Genomic DNA, 19,780 nt, shown 5'->3' on the forward strand with positions numbered 1-19,780 from the left:
TTTGGCCGTAGTGGCCAAAACTTAATAATTCAGTTTTAAGATGCGGATCTCTTTTTCTTCGAAGCGGAGAGTTTCTTTGAGTTGGTTGAATCTTTCCACGGAGAAAGGGGACTCAGGTGAACGGAGTTCCTTTTTCAACTTTAGGACTTCTTCATATAGCGATAGTAGTTCCAAAGTGTTTCCTTTGGCTTCTTTTGAATAAAGTGCACGGAACATCGGCCCGATCCTGGAAGGGATATCAGAGTTTACGATCTCAGCGACCCCAAGATCTTCGATATGTCGGAACATCCAGTTCTGGAGATAGACAGTCAGAAGTCTTTCCATCCGGACCACGTCTTCCTTAGTATTGCGAGGAACGATTCCTTTATAGAATCTATAACGTTTTCTTAAATATTTGCCTGCGGTGTTTCCGTCGATTGGCTCAGATTTAAGTTTGTCCCATTCTTCTTTGATGACTGGAAAATATTCGGATCCGAAATAAGGTTCTCCCAGTTCGCAGATATGGATGGCACCAGGGTCGTAACTTCTCATCCTGGTACGGAATCCGTCCCAGTCTGCCGCGAGTAAGTTGACCTGTCCCTGGCTTTGAAGCGGTTCCATAGCCTTATTGATCTCTCGGATAAAATTCCCTTTGAGCTGGTCGGATGGATCCGCGAGTACTAGAAAGTTGAAGTCGGAGGATTCGTCTCCTTCTCCTCTTTGTCTGGAACCGAAAAATATGAGTTCGAATGGTTTTAGGGAGGAGACGCTGGATAGATTTTCTTTAATTCGTTCCATGGCTTAGATCGCTTTTGGTCTCTACTCTAGGAATATTAGAAGATACTGTTATTCGAAAAACAAACGCATCCTGGAAAGGTTTTCCAAAATAGCTTTGTAAGCCCGATCTCTATCTTCTGGATCTCCGAAGGGCAATGATTTTACGTGGTTGAAGTCATGGTAGGTAATCTCTATGGAGTTTGCCGCCATGTTCTTTTTGATCGAGGAGATATAGTCTAGATTAATGACCTCGGTATCCCCCAATTTTAACCACATTCTATCTTATCCCCGGGATATCTTCTCCCCGCCGGATAACATACTTTCCGGATCGAAATCGGTCAAGAAAATACACTGTTAAAACGCTTTTATTCCCCGGCTTACGAATTCGTGGAATTCTTTTCCTAGTTCCGCTGCGCCCAATCCCTTTTTGTTTTCCAATTGGGTTTCAAATACAAATATGAACGCCTCTTTTTGCCATTCCCAACGGACGTAACATTTTTCCGCTCCCGATCCTTTTGCACAGCCTGAGAATACTGTTGCTCTGGAATTTTCTCCCATTGGGAAATATTGGAATTGTCTAGAATTGAATTTGGCCTGGTCCGTTTCGGATACCAATTGTCTGAAATCGTTGGAATTATCCTCAGTATAGGATGAGGCCCGGAAACTTTCAAAATTGGAATTCGTGTCGGATACTTTACATTCGTAGAATAAACCCCTGGCGAATAATCTCCCGGAGTTGAGTAAAACGGAATGTCCGCCTGTATAATATACTACGTCGTAATTGAGTCGAAGTGCCGACGGATTTTCAGGTGTGACCGAGGTCGGATTCTCCTGGTGGCTTTTACATTCTATTAGGACCAAAGTAGATGCAAGTAGAATGAACATTCTAAAAACCGATCTCATACAGATCTCCTTTATAATTTCGAAATACATAAGAAGAAGTTTTAGTTTCTTCCAGATAGTTCGCAGGAAGAGGGACTTTTCCTCCTCCTCCTGTCAGATCGACTACATATAATGGAACGCTCAGTCCGCTAATACTTCCACGGATCTGTTTCATGAGTTCTACACCTTCTTCTATCGGGACCCTAAAATGAGAAGATCCGAATACCTCGTCGCATTGGTGTAAATAATACGGTTTGATCCCGATTTTGGTCAGGCCGTAGAATAAATCTGTCAAAGCTCCTACAGAATTATTGATCCCTTTTAAAAGTACAGCCTGATTCAGAACAGTAACTGCGCCTTCTTTCACGAGCATCCCGATCCTTTCTTTTACTAGTTCAGTGAGTTCCTTGGAATGATTGAAATGTGTAACCAGATAGATCGGAAAATGTTTTTTGAGTATCTGGCAGAGTTCCGACGTAATCCTCATTGGAAGCGTAACAGGATACCTGGTATGAATACGCACTTGGTTGATATGCGGAATTGATTTTAATTCGCCTAGAAGATAATCCAGTTTGGAATCGGAAAGATTTAAAGGATCTCCTCCGGAAAGGATCACTTCTTTGATCTCAGTATGTTCTCTAAAATAACGGATTGCGTCTTTCCAATCTTCTGCACCTGGAGTTCCTGTAGATTGAGACACTTTTCTTTTTCTAGTACAAAATCTACAATACACAGCGCATACATGAGATAGATACCAAAGCGCCCTGTCTGGATAACGATGAGTCACTCCTTTGACAGGCATGTACGTTTCTTCTGCCAATGGATCTCTTCTGTCCGAGGCTCTTGTATGTAGTTCTTCTTTTCTTGGTAAAACTTGTAATCGTATAGGACAGTTTGGATCTTCCGGATCTGCGAGGCCGAGGTAATAAGGAGTAGCGGAGAAGCTGAATACTTCGCCACAGGTGAGCAATGCTTCTTTTTCTTCCGAACTGATCCGAATATAATTTTCCAGTCCGGATGAATCTTTGATCCGATTTTGGATCTGCCATTTCCAATCCAACCATTCCGATTCGGAAACTTTCTTTTGCTTTGGATGTGATGAAACGAGTTCCAAGAAGTCCTCTTACTGATGGATTCTCACGCCTACAATTCCAGTCAACTGAGTATCCGTATAAAAAAGAAGGAAACCTAACCTAGGTTTCCATTCGAGTCGTTTATTTATATAACCTCGAGGAGAATGCCCATCAGTTAAAGTTGGAGACTTAGGAGAAGGATGAGCAAGATTTCCCGTTTTCTGTTTTTGCCGAAGCGGAATTTTGCCCGAAACCGCATTCATGCTTTTTACGGGGAAAAGTCCTCCCGAGGACTTACAGAATGAAAACCGGTCAGACCGGAGGGGGAAGAAAAAGATAACGATAGGCTAGGGTGTGAAAGTAAAAATTGCGACCTGAGTCATTCGGAAGAAGACTGCTATTTAATCCGGAAGCTGTTTGGGAGAATTTATTGAATAACCCGATAACTGCGTCATCTGCACTTGCGGAAAATAAAGAAGGGAGTCCTTGATCATCACCGTCTCGGAAGGATTGGGTCCTTGATTTCTTTTGAAGAGAATAACTTTTAGCGGTACTATAATCTCTGGCCACGACCTCACTGAAGAGGGCGAGCACCATGAATAAGATCAGAGGTATGAGCCAAAGCCGCTTCATATCTATCTAAACTTAGACGGAACAAAACGGCTTTCGCAACCTTTTTTCGGAGAGAAATCGGAATTTATGGTTTGATCGCTTCTACTTCTACAGTACTTAACGAACTTCTTAAATAGCCGCTTTTTAGCACCATTGCTTGTCCTTCTTCCGAAGTGATATAAGTAATGAACTCATCGATTTTTTTACCCCTATCAGAGAGATAAAATAGGTACAAACCTCTAGAAAGTTTGTATTTCCTTTCGGAAACATTTTGGATGCTCGGCTCCACAAAAGGATCCTTCCCGGTTTTAGAATAAGGAATTGCTTTCACTTTTCCTTTGTTCTGAATCTGTGCGCTTCCCATTCCCATAAATCCAACGGATGCAGTGTCCTTTTCGATCAGATCTGCCATCTCATCGTTATCCGCCACCACCTTGGAGTCGCTAGTGAATTCTTTCTTCTTGGAAGTTTGGTATTCTTTTTCTCCCAAGTCTCTTTGTCTTAGGATATGAGTTTCGAAGTAAGCCGCAGTTCCACTCTTATCGTTTCGAAGAACCACATGAATAGGTCCGGGTTTTCCGCCAACTTGTGACCAATCTTTTATATCTCCTGAGAATATTTTGGAGATCTGTTCCAGGGTAAGCTTAGAAACTGTATTTGCAGGATTCACTACTATAGCGATCCCATCGTAACCGATCAGTACATTTTCAAATCTTCCCTTTCTTTCAAACTGGGTTTGTTCTTCCGGAGTTAATGGTCTGGAAGAAGCAGCTATGTCCGTTTTAGAATCGAATAATTTTTCGATCCCTTCGAAGGAACCTCCTCCTTGGACGGTAACTTCTACATTCGGATTTTTCTTAGAGTATCCAGCTGCAACCACGTTCAGTAATGTATGCATGGTTTCGGAGCCTGTGATCAGTAAGGGTTCCTTTTTGCAATTGGCAACCGTTAGCACGGTAAATAGAAGGAGTAAGAGCGTTAATTTTTGTTTCATCAAATCTTTGATTCTCCGGAAATCTTTTCCAAAAGTGGACTCTCCTCTTGGAAGGGGAAAAGTCGAACGGATTTTGGCCCTGAAATATTACAATTAACGGTAGAGCCCGAGTACATCGCTTGACACCCCGCCTTCTTACAAGGATATAGAAGTAGCGTAATCTTTATTTTAGGTCGTTTATGAACTTAGGCATTACTGAAGTCAGAAAAGGAATGGTTCTCAAGGTAGAAGGAGAACTTTACTCCGTTGTAAAAAGCGAATTCGTGAATCCGGGAAAGGGTTCTGCCTTTATCCGCACAAAATTAAAGAACTTGGTCCGTAACAGTTCCATCGAAAGGACCTTCAAGGCCGCGGAAAAATTAGAATCCGTCGAATTGGAAAAGAGACAGATGACCATCTGTTATTCCGAGGGTGATGATATCATCTTCATGGACACGAACGACTTCGAACAACTTCCCGTGTCTAAAGAATACTTAGAAGATATCCTTCCATTCTTAAAAGAAGAGACTGCTATGGAAGTTTCCTTCTATGAAGGTAAACCGATCGGAGTAATTCCTCCAAACTTTGCGATCCTGCAAGTAACTTATGCAGAAGAAGGTCTCAAAGGTGATACTTCCGGAACAGCTCTGAAAAGGGTAACCGTAGAGACCGGGGGAGAGATCAACGTACCTATTTTTATCAAACAAGGAGATTCTATCCGAATCGACTTGAGAGACCTTACCTATGTAGAGAGGGTCAATAAATAAGGTTTTTATAAAAGCGGCCTAACAAACACAAGGGCCGCAACTACCGCTGAGGGTGCGGAGCTAAAAAGGACACCACCTAAAGGAGGCGCAAATGGCGACTATTATCCAAAAACCGGGATTGCCGGAAATCAAAGACAACACCGAAGTTAAATCCTTTCTAAATAAAAGAGGGATCAATTACGATCATTGGCCGGTCCCAAGTTCCTCTCATTCTCTTACGGATAAATTGACTCTTGTTGACGACGAGAAAGAAGCTCTTCTCAAAAATTTGGACAATCGTTTCGAGACTTTAAAGGAAAAAGAAGGTTATCAATCTAGAGACCTGATCGTTCTTCATCCGCAAGTTCCTGGCCTAAACGAGATGTTAGCCAAATTTGACAAAGTGCATTATCATACGGACGACGAAGTTCGTTATATCGTAGATGGCTCCGGGATTTTCGGATTCTCGCTTGCTGGCGAAAAGTTTTTAGTAAGAGTGGAGAAGGATGATTTCATCTCTGTTCCTAAGAACACAAATCACTGGTTCACTCTAGATGAGAACAAAAGGATCAAAGCAGTTCGTTATTTCCAAGATATGAGCGGCTGGGTCCCGAATTACGTAGAAGAAACTACGGCTTTAGTCTGAAGAATGTCCCAAAAAAAGATCCTGACTCGCTTAGCTGAGTCGGGAGTTCTATACCATTCTAAAGGATGGATGCCCGGAACTGCAGGCAACCTTTCCATCAAAGATGAAAAAGATCCTAACGTATTCTGGGTAAGCGGTAGCGGTTTAGATAAGAACAAACTGACTCGCAAAGATTTTCTTCCTGTAGAAATAGAGTCCGGAAAAGTATTAGAAGGTTGGAAAGGCAGAGAAGGCCTAAAACCTTCCGCCGAAACTTCTATCCACAGAGCAGTTTATAAAGCATTTCCTGAAATGGGTTGCTCTCTTCACGTTCATACTCCGGAATCCAATCTGATCGAAATAGGAGTTTCTAAAGAGAATCCTATAGAGGATCTTCCACTTCTTCCCTTAGAGATCATCAAGGCGTTCGGTATTTGGGACGAGAATCCGAATGTTTCCGTTCCGGTTTTGTATAATTATCCAAAGGTTCAAGATATCTCGGACCATTTGGAACAGCATCTCGTTCAGGCAAAACCTAGAGTCCCATTCTGTATTATAGAAAAACATGGGATCACTGTTTGGGGAAAAGATCTGGTCCAAGCAAATCGACATTTGGAAGCAGCAGATTTTTTACTAAAAGTGCGGGCAATGTCGAAGTAAGAACATGGCACTCAAAAATATCCTGGTAGTAGGGGCCGGATCCGGGATCGGCAAATCTTTATTAGAAAAACTGAATACAACTCCTGAATATTTTCCGATCGGGATTTCCAGACGTGGGATCCCTCTGGAGGAAAATTTAGAAAGAGGATTAAATTATCTCTGCGATTTGGGAAACCAAGACCAAATCCTCAAATTTACTTCTTCTCTTCTGAAAATTTGGAAAGAGATCCATGCTGTCTACTTCGCTTCGGGAGACGGCCTATTCTTAAAAATAGAGGATCTAGAATGGGAGGATCTACAAAAACATCTCACTCTAAACCTAAGCGCTCCTATTTTGCTGACTTCTAAACTTCTGCCCTCTATGAAAAAGGGATCTCTTCTTTGTTATATTTCTTCCACTGCGGGAAGACAGGGATTTCCGGAATCTTCTCCTTATTGCGCGTCTAAACATGGCCTGGCCGGTTTCGCAAAAGCGATCCGAGAAGAAGTGAAGGGTCGTGGAATAAGAGTTACTACAGTGTACGCTGGAGCAATAGACACTCCGATTTGGGATGGCAGAGAAGGTTTCAAGAGAGAAGATATGATCCCTGCAACCGATGCAGCGATCTTTTTAGAAAGTTTGTATTCTCTTCCCGCAAGCTTCAACCAGGACGAGGTCCTTTTTCTTCCGCCAAAAGGTGTGCTTTAAATTTTAAGTTTCTGCCCAGCGCTCTCTAATCTCTAAAAGTTCAGGCATGAGGTTCAAAAAGATAGGAACAAGCCCGGGATCAAAATGAGATCCTGCACCTTTTCGGATATGGTTGACTGCGTCTTCAATACTCCATGCTTTTTTATAAGGTCTTTCCGTGGTGAGAGCATCAAATACGTCTGCGATTGTTACGATCCTAGCTTCGACTGGAATTGTATCTCCTTTGATCCCGTTTGGATAACCGCTTCCATCCCACTTTTCATGATGGTTCAAGGCGATACTTTTTGCCATTTGTAAGAGAGCAGAATCATGGTCTCCAATGATCTCCGCTCCTATAGTGGGGTGGGTCTTCATGATCTCCCATTCTTCCGGGTCAAGTTTACCAGGTTTTTGTAATATACTATCCGGGATGCCGATTTTGCCGATATCATGCATTGGAGAAGCGTGTAATATTTTTTCGGCTGTATCTTCGGAATGACCTAAGGCTTTCGCAAGAGTTTTAGAATAATGGCTCATTCGGATTACGTGAAGGCCTGTTTCGTTATCCTTATATTCTGCCGCGAGTCCCAATCTTTGGATGATTTGAAGCCTAGTCTCTTTCAACTCGTCGTTTCTTACCAACGAAAGATGTGTTTTTACTCTGGCCTTTACGATTGCAGGACTTACAGGTTTTGTAATATAGTCCACGGCCCCCGCTTCGAAACCGTCAGCCTCATCTTCTTCTTCTGCCATTGCAGTCACGAATATTACAGGTATCCTGGAAGTAGAGGGATCATTTCTGAGCTTTTTACATGTTTCATGTCCAGTCATGCCCGGCATCATCACGTCTAAAAGAATAAGATTCGGTTTCTCTGAGATCGCAAGTTCTACAGCTTTAATCCCGTCTTTTGCGAAAAAAAGTCTATAATCTTCTTGTAATATTTGTTTGAGTACCTGCAGATTTGCTGCTTCGTCATCTACGATTAAAATTTTAGGTCTGTCATCAAGGAGATGGCTCATTCTATTTTCCGAGATCTTTGTCCAATCCGAGTTGGATAATGAATTTTTTGAGAAGAGTATACGCCTCTTCGAATTCGAATTGTTCTACCTTAGAACGAAAAGATTTAAAATCGGAATTTTCCACTTTAGTTCGGATTAGATCCGAAAATTCTTCCAAGTATTCCTCTTCTATCGAACCTCTTTGGAAAGAATCGGATAGTTCCTTTGCTAGAATGGAAGCCTTTTTAGGATCCCATTCTACTTCTTTTTCGGAAGGATCGATTTCAGGATTTGCGATCATTTCGGAATAACCTAACACTCTTGCGATCTCGGCTATCATCTGGTCCATCTCCACAGGTTTAGAGACAAATCCATCCATTCCGGCTGCACTTGCGGCATTTTTATCTTCTTCAAAAACGCTGGCAGTCAATGCTAAAATAGGAGTCCTGGAAACATTCTCCTGGATCTCATGCATTCGGATAACCCTAGTTGCTTGGCGACCATCCAGCCCGGGCATCTGTACGTCCATTAGAACCAAATCGAAAGATCCGGTCGTGACTTTTTTTACTGCATCTTCTCCGTTATACGATGATTCCACATGATGTCCAAGGTTTTGAAGAAGAAGGCCTACAAGCTCCGTATTTTTTTCCACATCGTCGACGACTAGTATCTTCAGTGCAGGAAGTTTGATCGCAATTTGTTTCTTGTTTTCTTGTCTGTGTTTTCCTTCTTCTAAAGGAAGAAGTACGTGGAATGTACTTCCTTTTCCAAGAACACTCTCTGCCCAGATCTTTCCACCCATCAACTCCGTTAACTGTTTACAGATAGTGGTGCCAAGCCCTGTCCCACCAAAACGTCTCGTTGTGGAAATATCTGCCTGTGTGAACGGTTCGAAAATTTTATCCAATCGATCTGCTTGGATCCCGATCCCTGTATCCTGGACCGCGAAATGAAGTTTTCCTTCTTCTCTGATTATTTTTAAACTCACTTTTCCTTTGTCCGTGAATTTGACTGCGTTACCTATCAAGTTCATCAGGATTTGTCTGATCCGTAAGGAATCTCCCTTATAAAATTCTGGTAGATTAGATTCCTGGATCACTTCGAATTCTAGATTTTTCTTTCTGGCGCTGATTCCCAAGGTGGACTTTAATTCCGCGATCAATTTGAAAAGGGAGAAGTCGATTTCTTCCAGTTCCACCGCACCTTTTTCCAATTTCGCGGTGTTTAAAATATCATTCAAAAGTCTTAATAAAGATTTTGCGGAACTTTTGACTGTTTCCAAATGGGTTCTATGATTTTTTTCTAATTCATCAGAAAGGAGAACTTCCGTAAATCCAAGGATTGCGTTCATCGGAGTTCGGATCTCATGGCTCATATTCGCTAAGAAAGAAGTTTTAGTAATTGCTGCAAGCTCCGCTTTTTCTTTTTCTTTGCGTAAGGCTTCTTCCATTCTTCTTCTTTCGGTGATGTCTAAAATAACTCCGTCAATAAAGATTGCTTCCCCATTTCCACCATATGCCCCGCGCCCATTTTCCCAAAGCCATTTGATCTCACCATTTTGGTGAACGATCCTGTATTCTAAAGTAAATGCTCTTTTTCCGGCGACCGCCGCATCTACTTCGAACTCCACTCTTTCCAGATCTTCAGGATGAATGATATCTTTGAAAGACCTTATAGAGTTTGCACTTACGAAATCTTGAATAGGATAACCCGTTATTAATTCGGAAGCATCACTCATGAATAACATCTTCCAGTCATTATTGGGAAGACATCTGTAAGTAATTCCCGGAATATTTTCGATCAGGGAACGCACCTGTTGCTCACTTTGTTTTAATGCGTTCTCAATCATTTTTCTTTCGCTAATATCCGTTACAAAACCGACAAATAGATCTTCTCCTGCAAGTTTTCCATGTCCGATTGCCAAACGTACTGGAAAGTCGGAGCCATCTTTTCTGATGCCTATGACTTCTCTGCTGCTTCCTATAATTTTAGCGAACCCGGCACTCAGCATTATCTCGGAATTTTTATCTTTTACAGTATAGTAGGGATCGGGCATCAGTTCCCTGATATTCTTTCCGATCACTTCTTTGCTTTCATAACCGAAGATCAATTCTGCAGAGCGATTGAATTCTCTAATCTTACCCTGGACGTCCATTGTGATAACACCATCCACAGCTGTGGTGATGATCGTTCTGAGTCTGGATTCACTGATCCTTAGGTTGTTGATTAGATCGCGATATCTTAAGAACCAGTTGACTGCAAATGCAAACAAAGTGAATGCGATCGTGATTAAAGAAACAGCAAGAGCTAAAAATGTGGAATCTGCAGTTTGAGAAATTAGATTTTTATCTTCTTCTCCAATAAACCTTGCGGCCGCCATGCCAGTATAATGCATACCGGAAATAGCTGATCCCATGGTGGCGGCAGAAATAAGAGAAGGCCAGAGAGTCCCTAATTTTAAATTTTCTAAACCGAATCTTACCCAAAGAGAGAGTATCGCAAGAACCACTGCAACTACGATGGATAATGCAAAGAACCAAGGATCATAACGTAAATAAGGAGCAGTCTCTACGGCACCCATTCCAGTATAATGCATTGCTCCTATTCCGGAACCTACAAGCAAGCCGCCTAACACAAGTTCGGTGCCAGAAATTTTCGGCCTGCTTACGAACGATAATGCGACTGTAGAAGCAAGAAGACTCGGAAATATAGATAAGATAGTTAGGCTCTTATCGTATTGAACGGTCGTACATAACTCGAAAGAAAGCATCCCGATAAAATGCATGGACCAAACACCACAACCCAATGCAAGGCTCGCCGCGGAAGATACTAAATATTTGGTAATGGGTGGAGAAGATTCCGGAACCTTTTGTCCTACGATCTGAAGGGCAATGTAAGACGCGAATATCGCCATTAAAACGGAAAGAACAACCAACCAAGGATTGTACGTGGCCGAAAGAAGTTTCGCAGAAGAATTATAAATGAAAAAATTATCTAAAAATGCAATCACTGAAGTTCAGACCTCGAAAGGAAGCCCCACATAAAATATTGTATTTCCCGGAGAAGATTCAAACCAGATCCTTCCCTTATGCTTTTCTACAATTCGCTTCGCTATATCTAAACCTAGCCCGGAACCTTCGCCCAAAGGTTTGGTAGTGAAGAATGCATCGAATACTTGGTCCTGCACTTCCGCAGGAATTCCAGGTCCTTTATCTTGGATAGAAACAATTACCTCATTCTTTTGCAAAGAGGCACTGATCCCGATCGAACCCTTATACGACATTGCCTGGACAGAATTCATGATCAAATTTGTCCATAAATGCATCAAATCGTCCGGGAAACCTAAAAACTCCGGGATCCCATCTAAGTTAGTCGAAACTTCTACGCCATGTTTGAATAAATTCTGATACAACGTCAGAACGGTATCAATATTTTCCTTTAAGGAGAACTTCCTCTTCTTATGAGAGGATTCGAAATGTGCAAAACTTCTGAGTGCATATACAATTTTTGCGGAACGATCCACTGCAGTTTTGATCGTATCCACACATTGTTCCGGACCCAAAAGATTCAAAAAGAAGGGGAGAAGTTCCCTTGTATTCCGATTTCTTAATATTCTTTCGAAATTTCTCCAAGAAGAAGCGATCCCGTAATCCACAAAAAATTCTGCTGTTTCTTCCGGAAAAAGAATATCCGCAGACTTCATTTCTGTTCTGATCTCGGCGAGTATCCTTCTTCTTTCCAAACCTATTAGGATCTCCTTGGAAGAAACTCCTAATGTAATCAGTTCATTAAAGGAAATCCAATCTTCGTCCGATATGGAGGAAAGAATGGGAAGAATAGGCCGTAATTCCGTTCTGATCTTTTCCAGATAAGAAAGAATATTATAACCTGCTGCCTGGATTGCGCCAATAGGATTATTGATCTCGTGAGCTATCCCTGCCGCTAGTTGGCCTAGATCGGCTAACTTAGATGCTTGGATTAATTTTGCCTGGGTTCTTTTTAGGTTTTGGAGTACATCTTCCAAATCGAATTTTTGGGATTCAATGATTGCTTTTTGGGCCAAGATTTCTTCATTCGCTCTTTGTAATGTTTCAATCCTGAATTCTGCTTCTTCTAAACCTGTCGCATCGGTCCCGGTGGAGATGACATATTGTAAATGACCGTTTCGATCTCGGACTTCTTTATGCTCCCAAAGAGTTCTTCTGGATTTTCCATCTTTAGTTCTCAGAAGAACACTTGTATGTTTCGGGAACTTCTTCTTTGCAAAACGTTGCTCGAAAACTTTTGCAATTTTCTTGCTTTCTTCCGCAAATAATTCCGTTTCCCAGAAAACTTTTCCTTCCAGCTCCATTAGGTCGAATCCCGTCGTTTGTAAGCAGGCTCTATTCAATAAAATTAATTTGCCATCTCCGTCTAAAACTAAAAACAGAATGCTAGTGGAATCCAAAATACTTTGAAGAATATCCCTTCTTTCCGAAAGTTTTCTTTCAGAGATTGCCCTTTGGGTTACATCTCTTAGAACTACAATTGTGAATTGAGAACCTTCCGCTCTTTGAGAACGAACAGAAACATCGTAATATTTACCATGATTCGTTTTCCATTCCGTATTAGCCTTTCTGTTAGTATGACATTCATCCACAAGAACATCTAGGTCCGGCAAAAATTCGGAAAGTTTGGAATTCTGCCTCAGTCTTGCTGTTCCGAGTAGATTTAAAGCTGAAACATTGCAGTCTAAAAGGAAACCGGAAGAGTTCATTACAAAAACTGCATCTTGTATATACTCGAATACCTGGTTTCTGGCTAAAGGGATCAGATTTAAGATCTTGAAATAAAAAAGACCGTACATCCAAACGATCAATGCGAACCCTGCTGCTAAAGGGAAAATGTCCAATTTAGGATGAATGAACGGGATAAAACCTCCCGCAGTCATTATTTGGCTTCCGAAAGGAATAGAGATCCCTATTAGAAAAACTAAACAACGTATCCTGTGAAATGCTCTTTGAGACCAGGCCCCATATAATAAAATTATAATACAGATTAGAAAGATTGAGAGAAAATTGATCACATAGACCTGCATCCAAGGCCCATATTCGTAGATTAATGCAAGCCAAGGAGCGGATGGATCGAATCTGAGAGACGGGCGGATCCATTCTTCTTCTCCGAACCAGACCACGAATTCAGTGCAAATTGGAATGATTGAAAAAAGAAAGCCACTGATTGGATGAATGAACCTATTTAAATTGGCCATTCTCAGGCATAGAAATGGAAGAGCGATGATCAGAACATCCGGGCCGATGAATTGAAAATTGTCCCAGAAAATTATATTATCAGGTTTTGTGCTGACTATCTCCCAAAAATATCCAAAGCTATAAAGAGCAATTCCAAGACATACCAGGATGAATTCAGGTGCTCCCGAAGTTTGTCTGTTCTTGTAGCCTAAACGAAAAGTAAGAATAGAAAGAAAGAGACTAAATAGGGGAAGGATCGCGTAAGGAGTCCATTTGAACCAGGTTAAAGATTGGACTTCCGTTCCCATGCAAACTAATATCGAAAGCCACTCCTTCGGCTCAAGGAGAAAGTTTCTAAGCTAAAATATAAGACGTAATAACAGGATCTATTCAATCTTTGAAGAGTAAATTTATCTCTTAAGTAAAGAAATTATAGAATATTCAATTACGGAAACCGACCGCGGTTCCGGCTTTTTCTCCCAAGGTAAAGAAGAAGGATGCACCTTCTCCCGGTTTACCTTCTGCCCATACAGAACCCTTGTATCTGGTAACGATCCTATGTACGATTGCAAGGCCAACTCCCGTGCCGGAGAAATCTTCCTGTCTATGCAATCTTTGGAAAACACCGAAAAGTCGATTATAATATTTCATATCGAAGCCTGCTCCATTGTCTTTTACGAAGAATGTTTTTCCCTTGTCTGTATTTGTGACTCCAATCTCTACCTTGGGTCTTTCCTTTTTGGCGGAATATTTTACCGCGTTGGAGATCAGGTTTTGGAACACGTAAGACATCATATCTCTGTCAGTCGTCACTTTTGAAAGCGGGTGGATTATAATTTCAGCGTTATGTTCCGTTTGATCCTTGATCTGGCTCACCACGGTTTCGGCAACTTCAGTAAGATCAAAGGTGGAGTCCTTCAATTCTTTTTTGCCTACTTTAGAAAATTCTAATAAGTTATCGATTAGGTTCTCCATTCTTTTTGTGGAGTCGATGAGTACATTTAAGAATCGGATCCCTTCCGCATCCAAGACGGAACTATGATCTTCTATGATCATTTGGGTATATCCTTGGATCGCTCTCAATGGTGCTCTCAAGTCATGAGAGACTGAATAGGAGAATGCTTCTAACTCTGCGTTGGCAAATTCCAGTTCGAAATTTTTCTGTTCTAATGTTTCTAAATTCTTTTTTCTATCTTCAGCAATTGCGAGGAGAGACTTCATTCTAACGAGCAATTCTTCCGGATGGAAAGGTTTGCACAAATATTCATCCGCTTTCGCTTCCCAGCCTTTTAGCATTGCTTCTCTATGAGTTAATGCAGTAAGGAGCACTACAATCGTCTGCGAAATTTTAGGGTTTGCTTTGATCTCTTTACAAAGTTGCACGCCATCCATCTCTGGCATCATCACATCTGAAAGTACCAAATCAGGGGCCCAGGAGTGGACTAATTTCATTCCTTCTTTTCCATTTTTTGCCGATTTGACTTGATATAATGGAGAGAGAAGGGAATGAATATAACTAGCAAGGTCTTCGTTATCTTCGCAAATCAAAACTTTAGGTTTATCTGAAAGATCGGCAGTTTCTCTATTAGAAATATCTAAACTAGAAAATTGGGGAGAATGCGAGAAAATTTTGGAAGAAAGGCCCTTTTCTCCCGACTCCGCTATTTGCGCGGGAATTTTGACACTGAACTTGCTTCCTGAGCCTAATTTGCTGGTAACTTCTACGGAACCGCCCAAAAGTTCCGAAAAATCTTTTACCATAGCGAGACCTAATCCTGTTCCGCCGTATTTTCTGGTAGAAGAACCTTCTGCCTGCTGGAATTTTTTAAAAATGATCTTTTGGTCTTCATCCGAGATCCCGATCCCTGAATCCTGAACGGAAAGAAGAAGTTGATTTTCGGAATAAGTAAGAATAACAGAGATTGTTCCATCTTTAGGGGTAAACTTTAAAGCGTTAGAAAGAAGGTTAAAGAAAATCCTTTCGAATAGGTAGCGATCTATCAGAATATTTAGGTCGGAAGAAGGTAGTTCCTTTTGGATTCGAATATTCTTCTCTAAAGCACTCGGTTCGAAGTCTTTTAAGATTGTATGGATTAGATTACTGATATTCGTAGATTCGAGTTCGACTCTCATTTTTCCGGCTTCAAATTTAGAAAAATCTAATAGACTATTCACCATCTGAAGAAGTCTGACTGAATTATTGTGAACTGTTCCCAACATCTGGATATTACTGGATGAAAGGTTGGATCCTTTGTCCAAAAGAATAGATTCTACAGGAGCTAAGATCAGACTAAGAGGAGTTCTAAGTTCGTGGGAAACATTTGCAAAAAAATCGTTTTTGATCTTTTCAGTTTCTCTTAAATTTTTATTTGCCGATTGTAACTCATGAGAGCGACGGATGATCTCTGTTTCCATCTCTTCTGTACGTGAAAGAAGAGCCTCAGTCATCTCGGATTGTTTTTGTCCTCTTTCTTTTAGGAGTACAAACTCTGTAACATCTTCGACTTTATGAATAATACATTCTACTTTTCCCTTTTTGTTCAACACAGGTGTGTTTAAAGGGCTCCAATACTTTGCAGCAAAACCTCCGCCTTCTTCTTCCGGAAGTTGGATATCATATTTTTGGACAGCCATCGTGTCTGGAACTTTTGTTTCCAAAACACGCAGAAGGGAACTGCGAAGATTGCTTACGCCTGTCGCCTCCGGATCGTCGGGATTGTCTGGAAAAACTTCGAAAATCCCTCTTCCTAAAATTTTATCTCTCTCGGTCAGAGTCGCCTTGAGATACGCGTCACTCACCGCTAAAATTTTAAGCTCCGGTGAAAGCACCAGGTACAAGCCTGGAACAGATTCGAAAAGAAGACGAAAATCAGGACTGGAAGAGGAAGAATGGTCCATCTGGTTTGCCTAATATAGAAATGAAAGATCCGAAATAGACAATTCATTTCAAAATTGAAAAGTACGGAGAAAACAGAATATCTAATTTCCTAAAAAGTTCCATTAGAATCATTCCGTTTTTAAGGAACCTTTGCAGTTTTGTCATTCAAGAATTGTCCTTTGAGTGATGGAGTTTCTTCAGTATACTTCTAAAAAAATCTCTAATATAGCATGTCGAACGGTGCCAAACGCGTTGTTTGACTTCCTACAAAGTTTTTCTACTCCTTAATCAATAAATTTGGCCTGAATAGACGCATAACGGATAATTTTAGAGTAACATTCCTGAAATTCAGGAATTTGCTGGTAATAAGTCGAAAGACGAGTAAAAAAGGCAAAATACTGCCGAAAACGTCAAATGAGGACCGACGATTTCTTTTTTATAGAATTCTTTTTGTTTCAGTGTGACTGAAGGGGCGGAGCTATATTTTAAAATCCAAATAATTACTATACAAATATTTAGTATTCTTCTTTATTCTCCTCATGCCCCAAAAGATCAAAATTTGGAAACATTGGGAGAATGGGCACTGTTTTTGCGCCATTTCGTTTTCTTACGACACCGAGCTCTTCCGGAAATTCTCTAAAATGCAGAGAGCAATTTGGAGCTACGAGTTTAGATTTTGGAAAATTCCATTCTCCGAGTCCTTTCTCTCTGAATTTGTTTCTACATATAGGGAAAAGATAGAAGCGGATCCTGATATTCTTCTTATCCCACTTAAAACCGAGGTATTAAGACGTAATTACAGTAAGAAAACGCTAAAGTCTTATTTTTTGTATAATAAAGCCTTCTTAAGATCTGTCGAAAAAAATCCGTACACGGTAACTGAATCCGACTTAAAGATGTACTTGGATCGAATTTTATACGAAAGGAACTTAGCCTCTAATTCTCTTAGATCTGCGCTTCAATCTTTTAAATTTTATTATAATATTGTAATAGGTGGCAGATTTCTGACTTCATATTCTCCTCCTAAAAGAGAGAAGAAGATCCCCGAATCTTTGTCCCGGAAAGAAGTCGCCCGCATTATAGAATCTCTTTCCAATCCTAAACATAAACTTCTATTAAAACTTTGTTATGGATCCGGCTTGAGAGTAGGGGAACTCGTTAAGTTAAAAGGGCATGATTTGGATTGGGAGAAAAAATCCATCCGAATACGACAAGGTAAAGGAAAGAAGGACCGTTTTAGTCTTCTACCGAATAGCTGCAAAGAAGATCTAAGCAATTTGTTCGAACGCCAAAGTAGAAGTTCCTGGATTTTCACTGGCCAAATTCCAGGCAAAAACTTAAGCGTTAGAACCGCGGAAAACATATTCACCGCCGCTAGGAAAAAAGCGGGTATCACAAAAGACGTTTCGATCCACGACCTGAGACACGCGTTCGCAATCCATCTTCTGGAATCAGGCACTTCGATTAAAATGATCCAAAGACTCCTGGGCCATGTATCCGTAAAAACCACGGAAATCTACGCTAGAATTGTTGACCCGATGGTTTCTAAGATTAAAAGTCCTCTGGACGATCTCTGATTATGCGCTATTGCGCCCATACGCCTCATGGGCGAACATGCGGCTACTCGGAGTTAGGCGTAATTTTGCATGAATAAAGAAGAAATAGAAAATAGAGCATTCGTAATAATTGCTCAAGCTCAATATTTGCACACTGATTCAAAGCTATACTCTGACTTTGGGCTTGTCTTACTTGATGCTGGCATTCAGACATTAAATACTCAAATTCTCGCTGGCCTTCAATCGGGAGAATTAGATGAAGCAAGGAATTATTTCTTTAGAGCTTTGGATGAATTATCAATACCAAAATTGCCAGATGAAAATACTCTAAGATATCATTATGCGAGGGCGGTAGCTCAACGAGTGTTAAATGATGAATTGTCTCCATTTATGGGAGTGGATATCATGCAACGGATGGCATATGATTCATTCAATGATCCTATCTGTTCTGATTTTATTTGGATAGATGAAGCTATCGAATTACAAGGTTCTTCATATACTCCAATTCCGGAATTCGAGGTGAATCCAAAAGCTTATATTCTTGAAGCTTTCAGACATTTCCTTTGTATTTTAGATACAGTTCCTGAAAGGCATCTTCAAGACGTAGTTATATGTGAGAATTGTAACCATATAGAGAAAATGGATCAATTTTGGGATAGAAAATTCGATTGGAAGTCGTTTGCATTTGAAGTGATACTTCGTTGTCCAAAATGTAAATCGAAACAAATAATCGACTGTCAGGATAATGAAGGGAAAAGAAAATACTTTGCAATTAGAATGCAAAACTACGCCTAACTTTCGCCTCAGCCGCTACGCTTCGGGCTTGCTTCGCAACCCTCGCTCCGGCCTACGGCACATTTCGCTTTGTCACTCGTCTTGCAAAGCAAGCCTCGTGCCAAGTCCTTCAGACTCGCGAAACGTCGGCTAGGCTTGGTCGTTAGGCGCCATCACTTACAATGGATATACATACAATAAAAAATATTAATAAGTTATTCTTTTACCTTTCACCGGGTTCAAAGAAGTTTAAAAAGTATGGTTACGTCAATAATAACTATGCTGAAGGGTATGACGGTTGGATTTTCAGGGGACAACGTAGTAACTTGTGGGGTTTAATTCCAAAATCTTTTCGCCTTGGAGAATTTTCCAGATATGTTCATTGGTTTTTCGAGGAAGATATTTTTCATAGAGCTAGCCCAGAGCCAAATCGAATCGTAGCTGAATTTGTTGCTATGAAGCAATTTATTGAAATTTGTCATAGAAATGGTCTGGATGATAATTTGGACTATGTTCAAAGAGAAAGATTTATTAAATTTATTGATGAGGTTAATGAGAAAATTAAGAATAAAGAGAATAAATTTGCTTATCCTTTAGAATTTATAGAAATGTTTGCACTTGCGCAACACCACAATGTGCCAACTCGCTTGTTGGATTGGACTTATAGTCCGATTACTGCGCTTTATTTTGCTTCGATTAGTTACTATGAAGAAGTAATTTTACGCGGGGAAGATAAGGAGGAAGATACTATCAGTATATTTGGCTTAAAAATTGATGATCTCTTCAATCATACAGATATAACTGATGAATTAAAGGTAATTAAATCTTCATTTTCAGCTAACGAGTATTTAAGAAATCAAATAGGCCTTTTTACAGTAGATCTTAAAGTGCATGAAAGAGATTCCGATAAAATCGACCAGCTCTATGTGATTGAGCGACTCTGGAAAAGTAGAAATTATAATGCTGGCAAAGGTCCGATCTATAGGATCGATATTCCAGGTTATTTAGTTGTCGAGATATTAAGAAGATTATATGTCAACGGTTATTCGCTAACAAAATTTATGCCAATTCATGATAACGCTGCAAAGGACGTAGTAATCTTCAATGATTTGTTTTTTAAGAGACGTGACGGCGCCTAACTATCGGGTTGGCATTCCGCTTCGGGACGCTAACGCGCCCTCGCTCCAGGCTCCGCCACATTTCGCTTTGTCACTCGTCTTGCAGAGGCAAGCCTCGTGCCAAGTGCTTACGCACTCGCGAAACGTCGCCAACCCTTGGTCGTTAGACGCCATAACGCTTGAAACGAATGCCGGACATCCTTGTCCGGCTTGATTTTAAGATATTATTTCCA

General features: G+C 40.7%; 17 protein-coding genes. 7 read left to right on the forward strand and 10 right to left on the reverse strand.

Translation table 11 applies throughout. The annotated features are described in order from the left end of the window. Positions 1-21: 21 nt before the first annotated feature. From CH352_RS13175 to CH352_RS13205, 6 genes are all read right to left on the reverse strand, one after another. Positions 22-777, reverse strand: coding sequence for a hypothetical protein (locus tag CH352_RS13175; protein ID WP_100707345.1), 756 nt, complete (start codon positions 775-777; stop codon positions 22-24). Between the two features lie 48 nt (positions 778-825). Further along, on the reverse strand, positions 826-1,032 hold the full coding sequence (locus CH352_RS13180; protein WP_008589214.1) for a hypothetical protein: 207 nt from the start codon (positions 1,030-1,032) through the stop codon (positions 826-828). 78 nt (positions 1,033-1,110) lie between these two features. Beyond that, positions 1,111-1,659: a hypothetical protein gene (locus CH352_RS13185; RefSeq protein ID WP_100707344.1), complete on the reverse strand. Its 549-nt coding sequence runs from the start codon at positions 1,657-1,659 to the stop codon at positions 1,111-1,113. Beyond that, positions 1,643-2,752: a KamA family radical SAM protein gene (locus CH352_RS13190; protein ID WP_100707343.1), complete on the reverse strand. Its 1,110-nt coding sequence runs from the start codon at positions 2,750-2,752 to the stop codon at positions 1,643-1,645. Before CH352_RS13190 ends, CH352_RS13185 begins: the two co-directional genes overlap by 17 nt. Positions 2,753-3,023: 271 nt before the next feature. Further along, positions 3,024-3,344 carry a hypothetical protein gene (locus tag CH352_RS13200; protein WP_100707342.1) on the reverse strand — a complete coding sequence of 107 codons (321 nt, stop codon included), beginning with the start codon at positions 3,342-3,344 and terminating at the stop codon, positions 3,024-3,026. Positions 3,345-3,408: 64 nt separating this feature from the next. Continuing rightward, complete coding sequence (locus CH352_RS13205; RefSeq protein WP_100707341.1) at positions 3,409-4,317, reverse strand: phosphate ABC transporter substrate-binding protein; 909 nt, start codon at positions 4,315-4,317, stop codon at positions 3,409-3,411. A 179-nt stretch (positions 4,318-4,496) separates the two neighbouring features. Between CH352_RS13205 and efp the strand changes: the two genes are divergently transcribed. From efp to CH352_RS13225, 4 genes are all read left to right on the forward strand, one after another. Beyond that, positions 4,497-5,063, forward strand: a complete 567-nt coding sequence (gene efp, locus CH352_RS13210; protein ID WP_100707340.1) for an elongation factor P — start codon at positions 4,497-4,499, stop codon at positions 5,061-5,063. A gap of 91 nt (positions 5,064-5,154) precedes the next feature. After that, positions 5,155-5,688 carry a 1,2-dihydroxy-3-keto-5-methylthiopentene dioxygenase gene (locus CH352_RS13215; RefSeq protein ID WP_100707339.1) on the forward strand — a complete coding sequence of 178 codons (534 nt, stop codon included), beginning with the start codon at positions 5,155-5,157 and terminating at the stop codon, positions 5,686-5,688. Between the two features lie 3 nt (positions 5,689-5,691). After that, complete coding sequence (mtnB, locus tag CH352_RS13220; protein ID WP_100707338.1) at positions 5,692-6,327, forward strand: methylthioribulose 1-phosphate dehydratase; 636 nt, start codon at positions 5,692-5,694, stop codon at positions 6,325-6,327. Positions 6,328-6,331: 4 nt separating this feature from the next. After that, on the forward strand, positions 6,332-7,015 hold the full coding sequence (locus CH352_RS13225) for an SDR family NAD(P)-dependent oxidoreductase (RefSeq protein ID WP_100707337.1): 684 nt from the start codon (positions 6,332-6,334) through the stop codon (positions 7,013-7,015). Positions 7,016-7,018: 3 nt separating this feature from the next. Here the strand turns inward: CH352_RS13225 and CH352_RS13230 are convergent, their stop codons facing one another. The 4 genes from CH352_RS13230 to CH352_RS13245 form a co-directional block, all read right to left on the reverse strand. Continuing rightward, positions 7,019-8,014 (reverse strand): response regulator, encoded by a 996-nt coding sequence (locus tag CH352_RS13230; protein ID WP_100707336.1) that lies wholly within the window; start codon positions 8,012-8,014, stop codon positions 7,019-7,021. 1 nt (position 8,015) lies between these two features. Continuing rightward, positions 8,016-11,003 carry an MHYT domain-containing protein gene (locus CH352_RS13235; RefSeq protein ID WP_100707335.1) on the reverse strand — a complete coding sequence of 996 codons (2,988 nt, stop codon included), beginning with the start codon at positions 11,001-11,003 and terminating at the stop codon, positions 8,016-8,018. Positions 11,004-11,009: 6 nt separating this feature from the next. Beyond that, the gene (locus tag CH352_RS13240; RefSeq protein WP_100707334.1) at positions 11,010-13,529 is read right to left on the reverse strand and encodes a histidine kinase N-terminal 7TM domain-containing protein; all 2,520 of its coding nucleotides are present in this window, start codon (positions 13,527-13,529) and stop codon (positions 11,010-11,012) included. Between the two features lie 133 nt (positions 13,530-13,662). After that, on the reverse strand, positions 13,663-16,119 hold the full coding sequence (locus tag CH352_RS13245) for a hybrid sensor histidine kinase/response regulator (protein WP_100707333.1): 2,457 nt from the start codon (positions 16,117-16,119) through the stop codon (positions 13,663-13,665). Positions 16,120-16,638: 519 nt separating this feature from the next. Between CH352_RS13245 and CH352_RS13250 the strand changes: the two genes are divergently transcribed. The 3 genes from CH352_RS13250 (at position 16,639) to CH352_RS13260 (ending at position 19,568) form a co-directional block, all read left to right on the forward strand. Beyond that, entirely contained in the window at positions 16,639-17,676 is a 1,038-nt protein-coding gene (locus tag CH352_RS13250) for a tyrosine-type recombinase/integrase (RefSeq protein ID WP_100707332.1), read from the forward strand. Positions 17,677-17,745: 69 nt separating this feature from the next. Further along, positions 17,746-18,450: a hypothetical protein gene (locus tag CH352_RS13255; protein WP_100707331.1), complete on the forward strand. Its 705-nt coding sequence runs from the start codon at positions 17,746-17,748 to the stop codon at positions 18,448-18,450. Positions 18,451-18,611: 161 nt separating this feature from the next. Continuing rightward, positions 18,612-19,568 (forward strand): FRG domain-containing protein, encoded by a 957-nt coding sequence (locus CH352_RS13260; RefSeq protein WP_100707330.1) that lies wholly within the window; start codon positions 18,612-18,614, stop codon positions 19,566-19,568. Positions 19,569-19,780: the final 212 nt, after the last annotated feature.

It is taken from the genome of Leptospira hartskeerlii, assembly GCF_002811475.1.
Taxonomy (GTDB): domain Bacteria; phylum Spirochaetota; class Leptospiria; order Leptospirales; family Leptospiraceae; genus Leptospira_B; species Leptospira_B hartskeerlii.